Annotated in this window: 13 protein-coding genes; all 13 read right to left on the bottom strand. The window is 42.5% G+C overall.

Annotated elements, in window-relative coordinates; translation table 11 throughout:
• Nucleotides 1-125: 125 nt before the first annotated feature.
• The 13 genes from IGK61_RS06105 to kdpA all read right to left on the bottom strand — a co-directional run bounded on the left by IGK61_RS06105 (nt 126) and on the right by kdpA (nt 17,967).
• Nucleotides 126-1,532 (bottom strand): glycoside hydrolase family 1 protein, encoded by a 1,407-nt coding sequence (locus tag IGK61_RS06105; protein ID WP_074535113.1) that lies wholly within the window; start codon nt 1,530-1,532, stop codon nt 126-128.
• Nucleotides 1,533-1,545: 13 nt separating this feature from the next.
• The gene (locus IGK61_RS06100; RefSeq protein ID WP_074535112.1) at nt 1,546-3,432 is read right to left on the bottom strand and encodes a beta-glucoside-specific PTS transporter subunit IIABC; all 1,887 of its coding nucleotides are present in this window, start codon (nt 3,430-3,432) and stop codon (nt 1,546-1,548) included.
• A 95-nt stretch (nt 3,433-3,527) separates the two neighbouring features.
• The gene (locus IGK61_RS06095) at nt 3,528-4,367 is read right to left on the bottom strand and encodes a PRD domain-containing protein (RefSeq protein ID WP_074535111.1); all 840 of its coding nucleotides are present in this window, start codon (nt 4,365-4,367) and stop codon (nt 3,528-3,530) included.
• A gap of 228 nt (nt 4,368-4,595) precedes the next feature.
• The gene (locus IGK61_RS06090) at nt 4,596-5,906 is read right to left on the bottom strand and encodes an alpha-glucosidase/alpha-galactosidase (protein WP_438844765.1); all 1,311 of its coding nucleotides are present in this window, start codon (nt 5,904-5,906) and stop codon (nt 4,596-4,598) included.
• Between the two features lie 19 nt (nt 5,907-5,925).
• Nucleotides 5,926-6,747, bottom strand: a complete 822-nt coding sequence (locus IGK61_RS06085) for a carbohydrate ABC transporter permease (protein WP_008378727.1) — start codon at nt 6,745-6,747, stop codon at nt 5,926-5,928.
• A 14-nt stretch (nt 6,748-6,761) separates the two neighbouring features.
• Nucleotides 6,762-7,658 carry a carbohydrate ABC transporter permease gene (locus IGK61_RS06080; protein ID WP_074535109.1) on the bottom strand — a complete coding sequence of 299 codons (897 nt, stop codon included), beginning with the start codon at nt 7,656-7,658 and terminating at the stop codon, nt 6,762-6,764.
• Nucleotides 7,659-7,708: 50 nt separating this feature from the next.
• Nucleotides 7,709-8,974, bottom strand: coding sequence for an ABC transporter substrate-binding protein (locus tag IGK61_RS06075; RefSeq protein WP_074535108.1), 1,266 nt, complete (start codon nt 8,972-8,974; stop codon nt 7,709-7,711).
• 136 nt (nt 8,975-9,110) lie between these two features.
• Nucleotides 9,111-10,133, bottom strand: coding sequence for a LacI family DNA-binding transcriptional regulator (locus IGK61_RS06070; protein WP_074535107.1), 1,023 nt, complete (start codon nt 10,131-10,133; stop codon nt 9,111-9,113).
• A gap of 219 nt (nt 10,134-10,352) precedes the next feature.
• Nucleotides 10,353-11,045, bottom strand: a complete 693-nt coding sequence (locus tag IGK61_RS06065) for a response regulator transcription factor (protein ID WP_074535106.1) — start codon at nt 11,043-11,045, stop codon at nt 10,353-10,355.
• Between the two features lie 11 nt (nt 11,046-11,056).
• Nucleotides 11,057-13,657 carry a sensor histidine kinase gene (locus tag IGK61_RS06060; protein WP_074535105.1) on the bottom strand — a complete coding sequence of 867 codons (2,601 nt, stop codon included), beginning with the start codon at nt 13,655-13,657 and terminating at the stop codon, nt 11,057-11,059.
• A gap of 12 nt (nt 13,658-13,669) precedes the next feature.
• The gene (locus IGK61_RS06055) at nt 13,670-14,206 is read right to left on the bottom strand and encodes a potassium-transporting ATPase subunit C (RefSeq protein WP_074535104.1); all 537 of its coding nucleotides are present in this window, start codon (nt 14,204-14,206) and stop codon (nt 13,670-13,672) included.
• A gap of 41 nt (nt 14,207-14,247) precedes the next feature.
• A complete protein-coding gene (gene kdpB, locus IGK61_RS06050; protein WP_074535103.1) occupies nt 14,248-16,278 on the bottom strand; it encodes a potassium-transporting ATPase subunit KdpB in 2,031 nt (676 codons plus the stop codon).
• A gap of 12 nt (nt 16,279-16,290) precedes the next feature.
• Nucleotides 16,291-17,967 (bottom strand): potassium-transporting ATPase subunit KdpA, encoded by a 1,677-nt coding sequence (kdpA, locus tag IGK61_RS06045; protein WP_074535102.1) that lies wholly within the window; start codon nt 17,965-17,967, stop codon nt 16,291-16,293.
• Nucleotides 17,968-18,208: the final 241 nt, after the last annotated feature.

Here is an 18,208-nt window from a genome sequence, read left to right as displayed (position 1 = left end):
GATCAATCGTACGACCATAACCGCTGATCGGCTTACCCGTCGAATCAATGAATACAGTAAACGACAAAAAGCATTGCCTTCCATTTGCTGGATCGGCAATGCTTTCTTTATTTACTAGCGGTATTTCAACCAATGGTTCCCCCATTGGTGACAATCACTTCGCGATACCAATCAAAGGATTTTTTTCGATACCGTTTAAGTGAACCAGTTCCATCATCGTTTCGGTCTACATAAATGAACCCATAACGCTTTTTCATCTCTGCGGTCGAAGCACTTACTAAATCAATACACCCCCACATGGTATAACCCAATACATTGACACCATCATCGATGGCTTTAGCAACGGCTGATAGATGATCATTTAAATAATTGATGCGATAATCATCAACAACGGTTAATTCTCCGTCAATTTCAATTAACTGATCAACAGCACCTAAACCATTTTCAACGATAAAAAGTGGCAACTGATAGAGATGCGAAAAACGGTTCAAGAGAATACGTAATCCGTCTGGATCAATCTCCCATCCCCACTCCGTTTCATCAAGGTAGGGATTTTTTAGAACGTTTGTCATATTTCCTTTTCCCTGTTGGTACTTTTCAGGCGTAGCAGAAACACATAGGGACATATAATAACTAAACGATATAAAATCAACGGTATTTTTCAATAATTCGAGATCGTCAGGTTCCATCTCGATAGTTGCATTATACCTCTGCCATTCTCTTTTGATCCAATCAGGATAATATCCACGAGCTTGAACATCCATAAAATAGTTTAAGTTTTTATCCGCCTCCAAAACAGCCAAGGTGTCTTTCGGGTTTGAAGTCATCGGATAATTATAGATCCCTAACACCATATTCCCTACCTGCATCTGTGGATCAATTTCATGGGCGGTTTTGACTGCTTGGGCACTGGCAACAAGCTCGTGATGTGCTATTTGAAAGAGATCTTGCTTAGATAAGCAATCTTTTTTTGTCATCACTCCTGCTCCCATTAAGGGAAAATTCCAAAGCGCATTGATTTCATTGAAAGTTAACCAATATTTCACTTTCCCTTGGTAACGAGTAAACACAGTCCGACAAAAACGATTAAAGTAGTCTACCAATGCCCGATTACGCCAACCATCGTAACTTTTTGTAAGGAAATAAGGTGTTTCATAATGAGAAAGTGTAATTAGCGGTTCGATCCCATGAGATAAGCAGCAATCGATCACCTCTTCATAGAACTGCAATCCAGCTTCATTTGGTTTTTCTTCATTGCCATTAGGGAAAATTCGTGTCCAAGCAATCGAGAATCGTAAGACTTGAAAGCCCATCTCAGCGAACATTTGAATATCTTCTCGATAACGATGATAAAAATCGATGCCTTCTAGTTTTAAGTTTTGTAGATTTAGTTCAGGATCTAGTGGCTTTGTGACTCCATTTGATAAAAAATCTTGAATGGAAAGTCCTTTGCCATCCTCGTTGAAGGCACCTTCTGCTTGATTGGCGGCAATCGCACCACCCCATAAAAAAGTTTCTGGAAATTTTGCCATGTTTGTCCCCTCTTTATTCAAAAATCGATACTAAAACATCACCCTGCTTGATGGTTTCATCCTCAGAATGGACAATAACGTCTGTAAAATCTGCTGTGTTTGTCACTACGATCGGTGTCACTGTTGAATATCCTTGACTAGTAATATATTCTGGATCAAAAGTCACTAGCAAATCGCCTTTTTTAAAGGTATCTCCTACTTTGATTGCTGCAGTATAACCTTTGCCATCAAGTTCGACCGTATCGATCCCAATGTGGATCAACAGCTCAACTCCTTGCTTATTTCTGATCCCAATTGCGTGATTGGTGGGAAAAATCGTCACTACTTCACCATCAAATGGGGCAACTACTTGACCGTTTTTAGGTTGAATAGCCACTGTTCTCCCCATAATCTCATTGGCAAATACACTATCAGGAATTTCATGAGTCGCCAACCGATCCCCTGCCAAAGGACTGCTGATCTCTAAAGGTGTCCGTAATGGTCGAAGTGGTTCAGCAACCTGATTCGGATTTAACGTTTGACTTTGTGAAGACACTACTGCTTTTTTCTTTCCTTCTGCATTCACAAAAAACAAAGTAAGTGCAAAGGACATTGCGAATGCAATAACAATACAAATCACTGCGTTAACGATATTTGACAGATCATCCGTTAAATAGACTGGCAACGCCAAAACACCTGCAGTTGCTGATGCATAAGTTCGCATGTTGGTCAAACCTGCCCATAAACCAGCTACTCCTCCAGAGGCTACCACGACCCATAAAGGCGTTTTTAGTTTCATCGTCACCCCATACAAAGCAGGTTCGGTGATTCCAAATAGCGCTGTAGTACTAGCCGAAAAAGCCGTTTGCTTCATCACTTTATCTTTGGTTTTTAATGCTACTGCCAGTGAAGCACCCGACTGAGCAATATTTGATGCCAACATTCCCGGTCCTAATAACGTTCCATAGCCCAATGTGGCATATTGTGCTAGTTGAACAGGCATAAAACTGTAATGCATCCCTGTCATGACGAAAAATGGGGTGAACGCCCCCATCAGGACTGGTAAAACCCAGCGTGCTTGTTCATTGAAGAATTCAAAGACTACTAATAACACATCACCAACTAATGCTCCTAGTGGACCGATAATGATCCAAGCTAACGGAGCCGTAACCAAGAAAACCAATAATGGGACCAGAAAAATCTTCACAGGATTAGGCGATATTTTTTTTGCTAAACGTTCAATGTGCGCCATTGCCCATACAATCAAAATTGGCGGTACAACTGCCGAACCATAGGATACAGCTCTGACAGAAAGACCTGCAAATGAAATAGGTTCACCAGCTGCAACCATAGCAGTAAAAGCTGGGTGAATCAGCATAGCGCCTAAAACCGCTGCATAAAATGGATTTGCTTTAAAGTATTGTGCACTTGTTACAGCTAACATTACTGGAAGAAAATAAAATGCTGAATCGGCTAGTAAACTTAATAGCTGATACGTTTGAGCTTCAGCATTTAATACTTCAAAGAAAACAAGTAAAGCTAAAACAGCTTTTAACATTCCTGCCCCACAGATTGCTGGAATAATCGGTTGGAAAATTGAGGTGATCGCTCCTAAAACTCGATTGATGACTTTTTCTTCTTTCGGTGACGTTGGTTCTGAAGAATCACTTCCAAAGTCCCCCATTTTGTTGATTTCTTCCGTAACATTTGCTACATCTGTTCCAATAATTACCTGATATTGTCCGCCTTTTAAGGCTGTTCCTTGAACACCTGGTGTTGCTTTAAGATGATCTTCTTTGACTTTTGAATTATCTTTTAATACGAATCGTAACCGTGTCATGCAATTCGTTACAGACTCAATATTTGACGTTCCACCAATATTTTCAACGATATTCTGTGCAAGCTCTTGATACTTAGTCATTTTTTTCCTCCTTATAAATAAAACAGACCAAATAAAAACTAAGCCCATATTTGGCTCAATCTTTATTTGGTCTTGCCCATTCGGTAACAAAACATTTAATCTAGTTCTCTTGTGGTCACTCGATTGATATGAATGACAAAATATAACAATTCTGAATCTGTAATTTTCACTTTATATTGACCAGCAATATGCTTCTTGATTTTCAAGCCAGTTTCGTAAGCTTTCGGATATAATTGCTTCACATGTTGCAATAAATCAGCTTCATCTTTTACTTCTTTACTTTCTGAAAAAATTCGGCTTACAAAATAGCGTATATGGGTCAAGAATCGATCATAGTTCATGGACGTCTCATCCAACTTCATCCCATAATCATACTCCACGATCTGAACAATCTCTGCAATTACTTTTGTCGTAAAAATCGTCTCATTTTTAAATCGTGAACTTGAGCTAGCGTTTACAAAATGCAGGGCTATAAAGCCAGCTTCATCTTCAATAAAACGAATTTTCTCTGATCGTTCAATAAACTGCAACGACCGCTTTGCTGCTGCAAATTCTCGTGGGTAATATTTTTTGATTTCCCACATTAAGTCATTGGTGATCGCTTCTCCTTTAAGATTACGCTCAATTGCGTAATTAATGTGATCACCAAGAAATAGATAGATGCTGGAATCAAATGTTCGCGCAAGATCCTTTTCTGCTTCTTCAATAATTTTGGCGGTCAGAATCACATGCCGTTCATCCATTCCTGCCATCAGCGACCCAAATTTGTTTTGGGTAAATTCTGCATCTAAGACATATTTTTTATCAATTTTCGTTTGATCAATCACCCCACTGCCTTTTACACCGAAACCAACACCGTTGCCAATCACTACACATTCTGTGCCATTATCCTCCACGAGGACGGCATTGTTATTGTAGATCGTGATTGGTTTCATCTTTTCTCCCCCCTTCAAACAGACAAAAAAACCGACAAAAATATACACTCCGAGCATAAATAAGCTAGTGTATATTTTGTCGGTGTCGCCTTTTCAGTAGCAATCCTAAGTCCGATTATAGCTTTGACCAATTTGGTTGTCAACAACTCTTTTGCCATATCTTTTCAAAAAAACCAAAGAAATGTTGGCGCTATCAGTATTCGTAAAAAAATGCGCGTCCATTTTTTATCAGTGATAATCTGGTAAATAATCCCCATGGGCTTCGATCAAATCATCGACTAATTGGGTAATGTCTGCCAATGATAGTTCTGATGATAAATGAGGATCGAGGTAAGCTGCTTGATAAATTTTGTCTTTCTCAAGGGTCAACGCTGCTTCGACAGTCAATTCTTGCACATTGATGTTGGTTCGGTTCAATGCAGCAAGCTGCGTTGGTAAAGCGCCGACGTAGGTTGGTTGGATGCCGTTCTTATCCACCAAACATGGAACTTCCACACAGACATCCTCTGGTAAATTGGTGATCAAGCCTTTATTCAATACGTTTCCAGCAATAACGGTTGGATTGCCAGTCTTAATGGCATCCATGATATAAGAGGCGTATTCCCGACTTCTCTTATGGGTCAAATCGCCATTATCGACGATATCCTCCCGCATCGTTTCCCAATCGCGAATCTGATTTTCGCAACGGGTTAAATATTCATCCAACGGAATCCCCAGTTCGTCGATCAATTCTGGGTATTTTGATTTAATGAAATAAGGGTGATACTCGGCATTGTGCTCACTAGATTCTGTAATATAATAGCCAAAACGTTTCATCAATTCAAAGCGGACTGAATCACGGTGGGGATTTTCTTTCTCTTCAGCCAACTGACGGATCGTTGGATAGAAATCTTCCCCATCTTTGGTAATTTCCAATAAAAATGCCATATGATTGATCCCAGCAATTTTCCACTGGAAGTCAGCCAGATCATATTGTTCTTTGATCCCTAAATGCTCGAATAATTCTGGAACACATACTTGCACACTATGACAAAGCCCAACCGTTTTGATGGATGTTGCTTTCAATACCCCCATCGTCAGCATCGCCATCGGGTTCGTATAATTCAGCAACCATGCATTTGGACAAACTTCCTCCATTTCTCGAGCAAATTCCAACATGACTGGTAACGTACGCAACGTCCGAAATATTCCGCCAATGCCCATCGTGTCACCTATTGTTTGGCGTAAGCCATATTTCTTCGGTATCTCAAAGTCAATGACGGTGGAAGGTTTGTAGCCACCTACTTGAATGGCGTTTACTACAAAGTCGGCATCTCTTAGTGCTTCTTTGCGGTCATGATAGACCTGTATTGCTGCTCGGTTTTGATTGGCATTTTTATTGATCGTCTTTAACATTGCCTCGGATTCACGAAGTCGTTTCTCATCGATGTCGTAAAGGGCGATGTGGGAATCTGCTAAGCTCGGGGTCAACATTGAATCTCCTAGAACATTTTTAGCGAAAATAGTGCTTCCTGCTCCGATAAAGGTGATTTTTGTCATTTTCTATTGCTCCATTCTTTTATAATTTACCGCCAGTAGTGGCAATTCCTTCAATAAATTTACGTTGAAAAATGATAAAGACAGCAACCATGGGCCAAATCGCTAGTAGCGAGCCTGCCATCAATTGTGGGAAATTGGTCGCATATTGTCCCTGAAGATTGGCTAACCCTGCTGCCAATGGCATTTGTCGAATTGATGTATTGACGATCAGTGGCCACATTAAATCTTTGAAAGCAAAGAGGGTTGTAAAAATACCTAGTGCGATCAACCCGGATTTCGCCAATGGCAGCATGATTTTGAAAAAGATCGTCCATACATTTGCTCCTTCAAGGTGGGCTGCTTCCTCCAGCTCACTTGGTAAGCCTAGAAAAAACTGTCTAAGTAAAAAGGTTCCAAAAGCGCTGACAACACCTGGCAATATCAATGCCGGTACTGAATTTAGAATTCCTAATCTTTGCGCTAATAAATATTGGGGTGTGATAAAGATTGATGCGGGAATCATCATTTGGATAAGGACTAGAGCAAAAAAAAGATCTCGTCCAGGGAAGCGCAAGCGTGCGCAGGCATATGCTGCCATCGCTGAAAATAAAACGGAACCGATCACACGTCCAATGACCATCAAAAAAGTATTGAGATAGAAGGCACCAAAGGGTAAAAGATTTAAAACTGCCTGATAATTTGAAAGTTGAAAGGATTTAGGAAACCATGTTGGTGGAATCTGAGTCGATTCAACAAGTGTTTTTCCAGAAGTCAGAATCATCCATACAAAAGGCAATGCCATAATTATTCCGCCACTGATCAAAAGTAGATGGATAAGCCAATTCTTGCTAATTCGTTGCATCAAGAAACCTCCTTTTAGTAGTTGACCCATTTTTTTTGCAACTTCATTTGTAGTGCTGTGATCAGCAAAATAATACATAGAAGAAAGACGACGATTGCTGAACCATACCCTTTATCATTTAAAATAAAGGAATGTTTGTAAAACAAGTATGCTAATGATTGTGTCTTCAGCATTGCCTCACTTGAAGGTGCGATCATCATAAAAATCACATCAAATACTTGAAAGGCATTGATAACCGTTGTGACCACGACAAAGAATAGCGTTGGTGTCACAAGAGGTAAAGTGATTTGAAAAAATTGTTGCCATGAAGAAGCACCATCGATATCGGCTGCCTCATAATAATCTTTGGGAATCTCCTGTAGCCCCGCTAAGAAAAGCACCATGTTGTAGCCAATAGCACTCCATATGCCGACAATAATGACGGAATAAATCGCAACATTCGGATCGCTAAGCCATGCAGGACCCGTTAGACCAATTTTTGATAATAGCTCGTTGACTAATCCATAATCATCATTGAACATCCAACGCCAGATCATGGCGACTGCAGAGGGGGCTGCAACTACAGGTAGAAAATAAATCGTTCGATAAATCGACACGCCTTTGATTTTCTTATTCATTAGGACCGCGACTAAAAGTGATAACACTATGATTGATGGAATTGATACCACTGCATAGATCAAGGTATTGATCAAGGATTGCAACACCTCTCGATCCGTCAAAAGTTTCTGATAGTTGGCTAAGCCGATCCACTCGGTGTTACCAAAACCAATTGTTCGTTGAAAACTTAGAATGATTGTTTGGATCGCTGGCCAAATATTCAATAAAATCAATCCGACTGCTGTTGGGAGAATAAATAAGTATCCCCAGAAAAGGTGGTCTTTCTGGTAATTTCCAAGCATACGATTTTTCATAGAGGTCTCCTTTTGTTTAGGTGAGTTGATTAGCTAATTTTCCGTTTTGATCAATTACTTTCAGCTAAAATTGCATCAACTTCTTCCGCAATCTGTGCAGTCCCTTCCTCGACACTTAATTCTCCAGAAAATACCCGGTTCATAATTTCTGTCTCTATTTTTTCCGCATTCAAGCCATTTTTGTTATAGGGACGAGGCACGCCATACTCTAGCATTTCTGCAAAAACACTTAAATTGAAAGTATCCGCAGAACTTGCCCAAACTTCCTCAAATCCTTTTAGCGCTGGGATCGATGCCCCTGTTTCTGCTTGAATTTGGTTGGCTTCTTCACTTGCCAAGAATGCTAATAATTTTTTTGTTTCTTCAGGATGCTTGGTATTGGCACTAGCTGCCCAACCTAAACCATTTGTGATCGTCGCATTTTCTTTTCCTTTAGGTAAAACGGCAACATCCTCATGTTCAGCCAAGTATTCATTCTTTAAAAAACCTGGTGTTTGCCAGTTGCCCTCCACGATCATCGCCAATCTTCCTGCTTGAAAACGACCCACTTTATTCGTATCTTGCAATTCTTTCGCTGAAGGTGATGACTGATCATTTAGATAAAAATCAATATAATATCTTAATGCCTCTTGTACTTCTTCGCTATTCATTCCCGATTTCGTATTCTCATCAATAAAGACTTCTCCACCATTTTGATAAATAAATGGCCAATAGCCCCCCTCTGTTGAATTGTCCGCAGCAAATCCATAAATACCTGCTTCTTCATCTGTTAACTGAACAGCTGCTTCCTTCAATGTATCCCATGTCCACGTTGCGTCTGGATATGCAATTCCTGCTTGATCAAAGAGCTCTTTGTTGTACCACAATCCAATAACGGAGGCATCTTTAGGAATCGCGTAAAGTTCTTCTTCATACGTATAAGACTCTGCGATTCCTTCGGTGAAGTTTGTCATGTCAATGTTATTTTCTGCAATCAATTCATTTAGACCCATCAGCATCGATTGAGACATATATTTGTATGATTCAGTTGAATGCATCGTGACAATATCAGGCATATTTCCTCCAGTAGTAGCAGCTTCAAGCTTCACCCAATATTGATCCCATGGGGTGGTTTCCATTTCGACTTTAATATCTGGGTTTTGTTCTTCAAAAGCATCAAGCATTTTTCGCAGCCCCGGTGCTTGTTCAGTATCCCAACTCGCATAACTTAACGTGACCTGACCACCACTATCACCGTTGCCATTACCACAAGCTCCTAAAACCAAAGTTCCTAAAAGACTCAAACTAACAAGTGTTACTCTCTTGAAACAATTCATCTTTCATTCCTCCTCTAGTTCTGATTCATGTATCCGCTTTCTTTTCACAAAACAAATATACTGTTTACTAATAAATTTGTCAATACTTTTTAACTAAAATAAAAAGGTAAACACATTAAAGTGTTTACCTCGAACATTAATCTCTTTCTTTTTCACTTTCTCTGACGATCATCTTACTGGCTACCATGATTTTAACAGGTACTTGACGAATGCCTTTGATCCGCTCTTCTACCATCCGTAAAGCAATTTTTCCCAGTTCTTCCATATCGATGGCAACGGTACTTAAAGACGGGGTCAAAAATTCTGCAACTTCGATATTGTTGAAACTGACTACTGAAATATCTTCTGGTATCCGATACCCACGTTTTTGCAAGGAGCGATATGTACCAACTGCAATCGAATCATTGGCGACCATAATAGCTGAAGGAAGGCTCTCTTTGCATTGTTCAAGCAATTGCTCAGTGGCTTTGATACCGTCTAATGTGTTCCATCCTTCTAGGTAGACATTGATGTATTCTTCCAATCCTTTTTCTTTCATCCAATACACATAAGTGTTCATCCGCATATCATCTGGCGATTGATGTTTCTCACTGGATGCATCCAAACGTACCCGATATCCCCCAATAAAAGCGATATTTCGATGCCCTTTTTTATACAAACGCTCTAAGTGCTCGGTTGCTGCTATAGAGAAATCCGTATATACCGCCTCCCATTCTGAAGACAAAGATGGATCATCGATCACAACGATATGAGGATTGACTGCTGCGATCTTTGCTAAAAAAGTTGGCAAGACTTGACCAATGACAAGGACTCCCTGATACTCTCTTAGCTCCTCAATGGCAACGGGGCGTTCAGACATATAATACGTTTTTTTTATGCGAAACTTATTTTGCTCTGCTTGTGCTTGAATGCCACGACGAATCGCCCGAAAATAGGGATCTTCTAGTTCAGCTTCTTCCGAAACAGTGGATACCACTGCAATATTCATTGCCTTTTTCACAGGTACTTTCTTCTTACTATAGTGAAAAAATTCCACGGCTTCATTGATCTTATTTTTTGTTTCTTGCGTGACAGATAACGTAGGATCTTCATTGAGCACCCTCGATACAGTTGCGATCGATACACCCGCTCGTTTTGCGACGTCTCTAATTCCTGCCATAATACTCTCCTTTTTTACTTTATACTATGATATAAACACAAAATGATCAGAATGAAAAGAAATTTTAGTTAACAACCTACCTACTTGTTTACCTACAGTTTCAAATCATCTATGGAGAAGCAATCAGTTCAACGTCTCTTCCCAATTAACAAAAAATAGAAACGTGCAGCGACCAAAGAGCCGCTGCACGTTTTTCCTCCTTATTTCCAATGACGACCGCTACTCTGCTGGATACTCCCGCAAGCGATACCCAACACCGATTTCAGTGATCAAATATTCTGGCTGCAGCGTATTGGTTTCGATTTTTTTGCGAATGTTTGAGATATTGACTCGTAAGGTTTGTGCATCCGCTGCAAAAGGTCCCCAGACTTCACTGGTCAGCGTATCGTAAGTGACGACTTTGCCTAAATTCTTGAACATTACTGCCATGATACGGTATTCGTTTTTGGTCAAATGGATCTCATTTTGATTCTTGTACAGGATTTTTTTCTCAAAATTGATCGTTAACTCCTTGTTTACGAGAATCGGGCTGCTGCTAAAGGCAGCTGACTCCTTGTGTCGTAGTGCCGTGCGGATACGGGCAAATAATTCATTGGTACTGAAGGGCTTCGTTACATAATCATCGGCACCGAGGTCTAATGCTTGCACTTTGTCTTGTTCATCTTTGCGGGCAGAGATCACGATGATCGGTGTGTTCATGCGCTTACGAATGATTTTCAACAGCTCCATGCCGTCAATGTCCGGTAAGCCCAGATCCAGCAAGATGAAGTCGATGGTTTCTTCCTGCAAGAGCATCAATGCCTCCATGCCAGTGCCGACTGATGTAAAGTTGTAATGCTCTCTTTGCAAGACGACCTCCATAAAATCAACGATATTCGAATCATCTTCAATCAATAAAAAATGTCGCTGCATGTTCTCCCTCCTTACTGCTTTAAATAAATACGAAAGATCGTACTGCCTGCTTTCGTTTCGATTGCTAATTTGCCTTCATGGGCATGGATGATGGTTTTCACGATACTCAGTCCGATACCTAATCCATTTTTTGAATCCACCGGCACTTCGGTGTCATTGATCAAATTCGCTTGGATTTTTTGGTATTGTCCTAAGGGGATCTCCCCTTGGTTTTCGATTTCAATGACCACTTCTTGCTCTTGAGAAACTCGCAAGAAAATCGGTGTATCGGCGGTTCCATGGCGAACGCCATTTTCAATCAGATTAAACAAAGCTTGTTCGATCAAGATTGGATCGACTTGGACAAAAATCAGCTGATCGGGCATCTTCACGATGATTTTTTGTTGCGGATAGACTTTTTTTAGGTGCGTTAAAACCGCTTCGATAATTTCTTCGATTGGTTCTTCACTGCGCTTGACCGCCATGTTAGTCAAATTGATGCGGGTCACCGACAGTAAGTTTTCGACCATGCGTATCAACCACTGGGATTCACTTTGGATATCTCCTAGCAGCTTTTGTTTCGTTTCCTTTTTGATCGCGCCTTCGGTTTCGCTCAATGTTTCGGCAATGCCAGAAATCGTCGTCAGTGGCGTCCGCAAGTCATGAGAAACCGCACGCAGTAGATTGCTGCGGACTTTTTCCCGTTCGTTTTCCAATTGGATCTGTTCTTTCTCACTCGCCAGAGAGACTTGCTCCAACACGGTAGCGATTTGGGTGATCACTAAACGTAAGTAATTCAATTGACTATTGGCCAACTGATGCTCCTCGTTGCGTTCTACCCCAAGGGCGCCTAGTGGTTTGCCGTTTAAAACGATCGGTAAGTAAAATCCATTGGCACCAATCAGAGTATCTGTGCCGCGACCGGCTTCTTTTTGATTTTTCACGACCCAAAAAGCGACGGCTTTCTCATCCTTGCCAGTCAGTTGAGACAGTGTTTCTCTTGAAGAATGCAGACTTCTCAAGTGACCTTCTCTGTCATATAACGCCACTTCTCGCTGGAGTAAGCGTGCCAAATAGGTGGTCGTACTTTCATAAATGTCTTGCTCATTCCGCGTTTCCATGTATTGTTTGTTCAACTCATACAATATCTCCATTTGATGCTCTTTTTCCTTGGCATTTTCTGCCTGAGTCTTCAATCGAACCATCAAGTTACTGATCATTAAGGCAACGATCAGCATGATCACTAATGTGATTGGATAGCCTGCTTTATAGACCGTCAAGGAATACAAGGGTTCGACAAAGAACCAATTGTAAGAAAGGACACTAATGATCGATGCCATGGCACTCCAAAGATAGCCACTCGTGTAACGTGCCACTAAAAGAACAAAGAAAATATAGACGAGCATCAAGTTCTGCTCACCGAAATGCAGATACTGCATGCCTTCTGTCACTAAGGTGGCGAGCATGATCAGCCCAAAGGTCAAGGTGAAATCTCGACCGCCGCCTTCAAATAATTGCGAAAACGTCAGCCGTGGTCGCTGCATTTTTTCTTTAAAAGGAATCAAATGGATCTCAATGTCATCAAGGCGCCGAATCAAGCGGTCTTCTAAATCCTCGACAAACAATTTTTGGAACCACTTCTGAGAAACCTGTTTCCCCATGATAATGTCACTGGCACCCGTCATTTTGGCATACTCTACGATTGTCTCAAAACTGTCATCCGCTTCGATGTTGATGACTTCTGCTCCCAAACGCTCTGCCAATGGCACCTCGGTAGGTGTATCACCTAACGATCGAACTTGGATGACTGTCCATTCCGCCCCCACTCCTTGGGCTAAGCGGGCGGTCCAACGAATGCATTTCTCTGCCATTTTCGGCAAGCGATCATCAATAATCGTCAAAAGCTTGCTTTGGACTCGTTTTCTACCGCCGTTCATTTGATTGATATGATTGGAAGCTTTTTGGATCGCTAATCCACGTAAGTGATCCAGTTTTTCTGGCGTAAAAAAATTTTTTAGCGCTCGTTTGGCATTTTCATCGGCATAGATTTTTCCTTGTTCCAATCGATCGATCAGTTCGTCTGGTTCAACATCCACCACCCGCAAGCTGGCGTGCTGGAAAAAGGTGTCAGGGACCGTTTCTCTGACTTCCACTTCCGTGACCTTTTCCACGATGTCATTCAGACTTTCGATATGCTGGACATTGATGGTCGTGTAGACGGTGATTCCTGCATTCAGTAATTCATCGACATCTTGGTAACGTTTTTTGTTTCGCGCACCAATGGGATTGGTATGTGCCAACTCATCGATCAAGACGATATCTGGTTTTAGTTGGATCAGTCGATCGATATCTGGCTCATATAGGGTCAATTGCTTGTGCTGGTATTGCTTTAATGGTACTTGTGGTAACCCTTCAAGCAATCGATTGGTATCGGGACGTTTGTGGGGTTCGATATAGCCGATCACCACATTTTTGCCCATGAGCAAACACTCATGGGCTTCGGTTAGCATCGTATAGGTTTTTCCGACACCGGCAGCAAAACCGAAAAACACCCGTAGTTTGCCACGTTTAGGGCCAAATCCGGCTTGCAGCAGCATCTCTTCTGGGATCGTCTGCTGGTTGTTTTTACTCATAGATGCTTCCCCCTATTCCTCGGGTAATTGATCGAGCTGCTGATTCAAGGTCATGATATTGACGTATTCTCTCGTGGAGAACAAATCAGCTACTTTATTCCTGTTTATTATATCATGAATTGTTTGTTCATCGATGCCTCTTGTGTCAGCGATCCGCGGCAGTTGAAAAAGTGCCGCTTCGACACTGATATCAGGATCAACGCCACTACCCGAAGCGGTCACGAGATCGATCGGCACACTGGTTTGGGTTGGGTTTTCTGCCAGCAACGTCGCTGTCCGCTCAGCTACAGTCTTTTTTTGGGTCGGATCATAGGGCGACAATTGTGAAACGGTTTGATCACGGCCTTGGAAGTAACCTGCTTGGTCAAAGGGTTGCGCAATTAGCTCAGACCCTTTGACCGCTCCATCTTCCACGATTTGACTGCCGTTGGCTTGATGGGCAAAAAAGACTTGACCGATACCGGTGACCAACAATGTATAGAGACCGCCAAATAGCACGGTACTAACTAGTAAAAATTTGATACTGGCAAAGAGGGTGTTCTTCATCATGTTTTCCTCCTAAATGACTCCTTGACTCTGATGGATTTTTCTTATAGCAGAACAGCTGATAAAAGCAAATCTACTAGCTTGATGCAAATGAATGGTGCGATGATGCCGCCTAGGCCGTAGACGATCAGATTGTGCCGCAGCATTTGGCTGGCTGGTTTTTCTTGGTATTTGACCCCTTTTAACGCCAAAGGGATCAAGGCGATGATCACGACTGCATTGTAGATGACTGCGGACAAAATCGCAGTTAAGGGACTACCAAGATTCATGATATTCAGCGCTGCGAGTTCTGGATAAATCGCATAAAACAGAACAGGGATCACTGCGAAATATTTGGCGATATCATTCGCGATACTAAAGGTCGTCAATGCCCCACGGGTCATCAGCAGCTGTTTACCAATTTGGACTACTTGCAGTAATTTGGTAGGGCTGGAATCAAGGTCGATCATATTGCCCGCTTCTTTGGCTGCTTGCGTACCAGTGTTCATCGCCATTGCCACATCGGCTTGGGCGAGTGCGGGTGCATCGTTGGTTCCATCCCCTGTCATCGCCACCAAATGCCCTTTTTCCTGATATTCGCGAATCAGGTTCATTTTGTTTTCTGGTGTTGCTTCGGCTAAGAAATCATCGACGCCCGCTTCGGCGGCAATAGCAGCTGCCGTCAAAGGGTTGTCCCCAGTGATCATGATCGTCTTGATACCCATCTTGCGCATGTCGGCAAATTTTTCTTTAACCCCGTTTTTCACGATGTCTTTTAAATAAACGACTCCGAGTACTTGGCCATTTTTCACTACGACCAATGGAGTTCCACCAGCCTTAGCGACTTTTTCTACGATCTCGTCACACGCAGTGGGATAGGTCTGCCCTTTTGCCGTCACATATTGCTTGATCGTATCCGCAGCTCCTTTACGGATCTCATCACCACGATAGTCGATCCCAGACATCCGTGTTTTGGCACTAAAATCGATCCAATGAACATCGGCTTGCTGAAATTCCCGTTCACGAATATTGAAGGCTTCTTTGGCTAAAATCACGATACTGCGGCCTTCTGCCGTTTCATCGGCAAAAGATGCCAACTGCGCTGCATCTGCCAACTCTTTGGCGGTGACCCCCGGTACCGGCAAGAACTCACTGGCACGGCGGTTTCCCAGAGTAATGGTTCCTGTTTTATCCAGCAGCAAAACATCCACATCTCCTGCTGCTTCAATCGCGCGGCCACTCATGGCGATGACGTTTTCTTTGGTCAAACGACTCATTCCAGCGATCCCAATCGAGGAAATCAAGGCGCCGATCGTGGTCGGTGCGAGACAAATCAATAAAGCGATCACGATCACACTGGAAATCGCCGTTCCCCGACCAGATAACTGACTGCTAAAATCGGTAAAAGGAATTAATGTGATGGAAACAGCCAAGAAGATGATGGTCAGTGTCACTAAGAACAGCTGCAAGCCAATCTCATTGGGTGTTTTTTTCCGCTGTGTCCCTTCCACCATCGCAATCATCTTATCCAAAAAAGAATGACCATTTTCAGCGGTCACTTTGATGACCAAGTAATCGGAAACGACTAACGTTCCTCCCGTGACTGCACTGCGGTCGCCACCAGACTCACGAATGACAGGGGCTGATTCTCCTGTGATGGCACTTTCGTCCACCGAAGCAGCACCTTCCACGACATCCCCATCGGCAGGGATTTGTTCGCCAGATGGAACGTACACCAAGTCGCCTTTTTTCAAATCGGAGGAACGGACTTCGATAAAAGCCTCCTTGGCGACATCTTCCAAGGACATGACTTTGTAGGTCATGATTTCTTTTTTGGCTTGCTTCAAACTATCCGCTTGTGCTTTGCCGCGCCCTTCTGCCACTGCTTCGGCAAAATTGGCAAACAACAAGGTCAACCATAAGAAGACGGTCACACTGATGCTAAACCACAACGGGACCGTTTGTTCTTGAAAACATAAAATCGTTGTCAAGATCGCCCCTAAGTAAACCACAAACATTACGGGGTTTTTGATTTGTTGGCGAGGATCCAATTTCTTAAAGGATTCGCCGATCGCCCATTGATAGATTTTTTTCATTTTTTCTCTCTCCTATTTCGTTGTAAAGAAGTCTGCGATTGGACCTAAAGCCATCGCTGGTAAAAAGCTTAGTGCACCGATCACGATGATCACAATGATCAGCATCGTGACAAAGACTGGACTCGTGGTTGACAAGGTTCCTTCATTACGAACGGTTTTCTTTTTGGCCCCCATGTTTTCTGCCAGATATAAAATGGCTGCGATGGGAACGAAACGTGAAACGAACATCAAGATACTACCCAAACTATTTAGGAAAACAGTATCTGCGGTCAAGCCGCCAAAGGCACTTCCGTTGTTGTTGCTGAAGGAAGTTGCTGCATACAACAGTTCGCTAAAGCCATGGGCGCCTTGGTTGGTTAGCCAGCTCATGATGTCAGGATGCAAGGTCATCAACATAGCCCCGAAAAGCGTCAGTAGCAATGGCGTCAAAATAACGATACTCGTCATTTTAATGTCAAAAGCTTCGATTTTTTTGCCGATATATTCGGGTGTTCGTCCGACTAATAAACCAGCGATAAAGACCGTCAATAATAGAAAAGCGATCATGCCATAAAGTCCGCTTCCGACACCACCAAAGATGATTTCCCCCAGCTGCATCAAGAACATCGGAATCGCACCCCCGAGTGGTGTGAAACTATCCAGCATGGCATTGACTGATCCACTGGAAGCAGCGGTGGTACTCACTGCCCAGAGACTCGACCAACCGACACCGAAGCGTACTTCTTTGCCTTCTAGATTGGCATTCCCAAGCACTTGACTGAATTGCGGTCCATAAGCTTCACTGATCACTACGCCAATAAAAGCTAGGATCAAAAAGACGGTTGCGGCGATCAAGATCGTACGTCCTTGCTTCCATTCTTTGATCCAAAAGCCAAAGGCAAAAATCAAAGCAGCTGGCAGCAACAAGATCGCTAAGTTTTCTAAAAAATTACTGAACATCGTTGGGTTTTCAAATGGGTGAGCAGCGTTGGCGCCAAAGAACCCGCCGCCGTTGGTCCCTAATTGCTTGATGGCGATTTGACTCGCTACTGGTCCGAGCGCCATCCAAAAGGATTCTCCCTCAAATCCATTGACTTCCATGCCGCTGCTCAACGTTTGGACGACGCCTTGAGACAGGAGCAAGATCGCTAAAATCAATGAAAGTGGCAAAAGGATATAGAGCAAGGAACGGGTGATGTCTTGCCAAAAATTCCCTACCGTACGTTTTTGTTTTTGCTGCAGCCCACGAATCAAGGCACACAATACGGCTAGTCCTACTGCCGCTGACAAGAAATTTTGCACCGTTAATCCTAATGCTTGGGAAAGATTGGTCAGTGCTTCTTCCCCAGCGTAAGCTTGCCAGTTCGTGTTCGTCACAAAACTGACGGCTGTGTTCAATGCTAAGTCAAAGGACATATTCTCAACGGCTGCCCCTTGCGGTAACCAGTGCTGAACCATCAATAATCCGGTCAAGCCGATGATGGAAAAGACACTGACGGCCAAGACGGAAAATAGATAGGTTTTGGCGGTCATTTCTTTTTTACTGACCGAACCAATCACTCGATAGGTCAACCGTTCAATGGGTTGAATAAAGCGGACAAACCGCGGTGTTTTTCCTTGCATGATTTCTTTGATATACCAGCCCAAAGGAACCGCTGCTGCTAGTAAGATCAGTAAAAATAAAAAGCCTTGTACAAAATAGCTACTCATCGTTCTCCCCCCTCAAACAAGTACCAAAAGAGATAGATCATTACGATCACTCCGATTATTCCTAAAACAAGATTCATATTCTTCACTCCTTCATGACGTAAGCATACGCAAAAAGAAATAAAAATAGTGTAAATCTTCTACTAGCATCTTTATATCTTCTTTATACGGCTGCTTATCGGACAAGAAAACCTCAATACAACAGGTATTAAAAAAAACAGCGGATATCCTTCACGATATCCGC

Origin of the sequence: Enterococcus sp. AZ063, assembly GCF_051715045.1 — a bacterium.
Taxonomy (GTDB): Bacteria; Bacillota; Bacilli; order Lactobacillales; family Enterococcaceae; genus Enterococcus_D; species Enterococcus_D casseliflavus.
This window is presented reverse-complemented; position numbering and strand designations above follow the sequence as displayed.

What these genes read in the sequence shown, in the direction of transcription:
- IGK61_RS06075 (WP_074535108.1), bottom strand. Translation starts at nt 8,974, where the DNA reads ATGAATTGTTTCAAGAGAGTAACACTTGTTAGTTTGAGTCTTTTAGGA.
- IGK61_RS06080 (WP_074535109.1), bottom strand. Translation starts at nt 7,658, where the DNA reads ATGAAAAATCGTATGCTTGGAAATTACCAGAAAGACCACCTTTTCTGG.
- IGK61_RS06065 (WP_074535106.1), bottom strand. Translation starts at nt 11,045, where the DNA reads ATGCAGCGACATTTTTTATTGATTGAAGATGATTCGAATATCGTTGAT.
- IGK61_RS06095 (WP_074535111.1), bottom strand. Translation starts at nt 4,367, where the DNA reads ATGAAACCAATCACGATCTACAATAACAATGCCGTCCTCGTGGAGGAT.
- IGK61_RS06060 (WP_074535105.1), bottom strand. Translation starts at nt 13,657, where the DNA reads ATGAGTAAAAACAACCAGCAGACGATCCCAGAAGAGATGCTGCTGCAA.
- IGK61_RS06090 (WP_438844765.1), bottom strand. Translation starts at nt 5,906, where the DNA reads ATGACAAAAATCACCTTTATCGGAGCAGGAAGCACTATTTTCGCTAAA.
- IGK61_RS06105 (WP_074535113.1), bottom strand. Translation starts at nt 1,532, where the DNA reads ATGGCAAAATTTCCAGAAACTTTTTTATGGGGTGGTGCGATTGCCGCC.
- kdpB (WP_074535103.1), bottom strand. Translation starts at nt 16,278, where the DNA reads ATGAAAAAAATCTATCAATGGGCGATCGGCGAATCCTTTAAGAAATTG.
- IGK61_RS06055 (WP_074535104.1), bottom strand. Translation starts at nt 14,206, where the DNA reads ATGATGAAGAACACCCTCTTTGCCAGTATCAAATTTTTACTAGTTAGT.
- IGK61_RS06100 (WP_074535112.1), bottom strand. Translation starts at nt 3,432, where the DNA reads ATGACTAAGTATCAAGAGCTTGCACAGAATATCGTTGAAAATATTGGT.
- kdpA (WP_074535102.1), bottom strand. Translation starts at nt 17,967, where the DNA reads ATGAGTAGCTATTTTGTACAAGGCTTTTTATTTTTACTGATCTTACTA.
- IGK61_RS06085 (WP_008378727.1), bottom strand. Translation starts at nt 6,747, where the DNA reads ATGCAACGAATTAGCAAGAATTGGCTTATCCATCTACTTTTGATCAGT.
- IGK61_RS06070 (WP_074535107.1), bottom strand. Translation starts at nt 10,133, where the DNA reads ATGGCAGGAATTAGAGACGTCGCAAAACGAGCGGGTGTATCGATCGCA.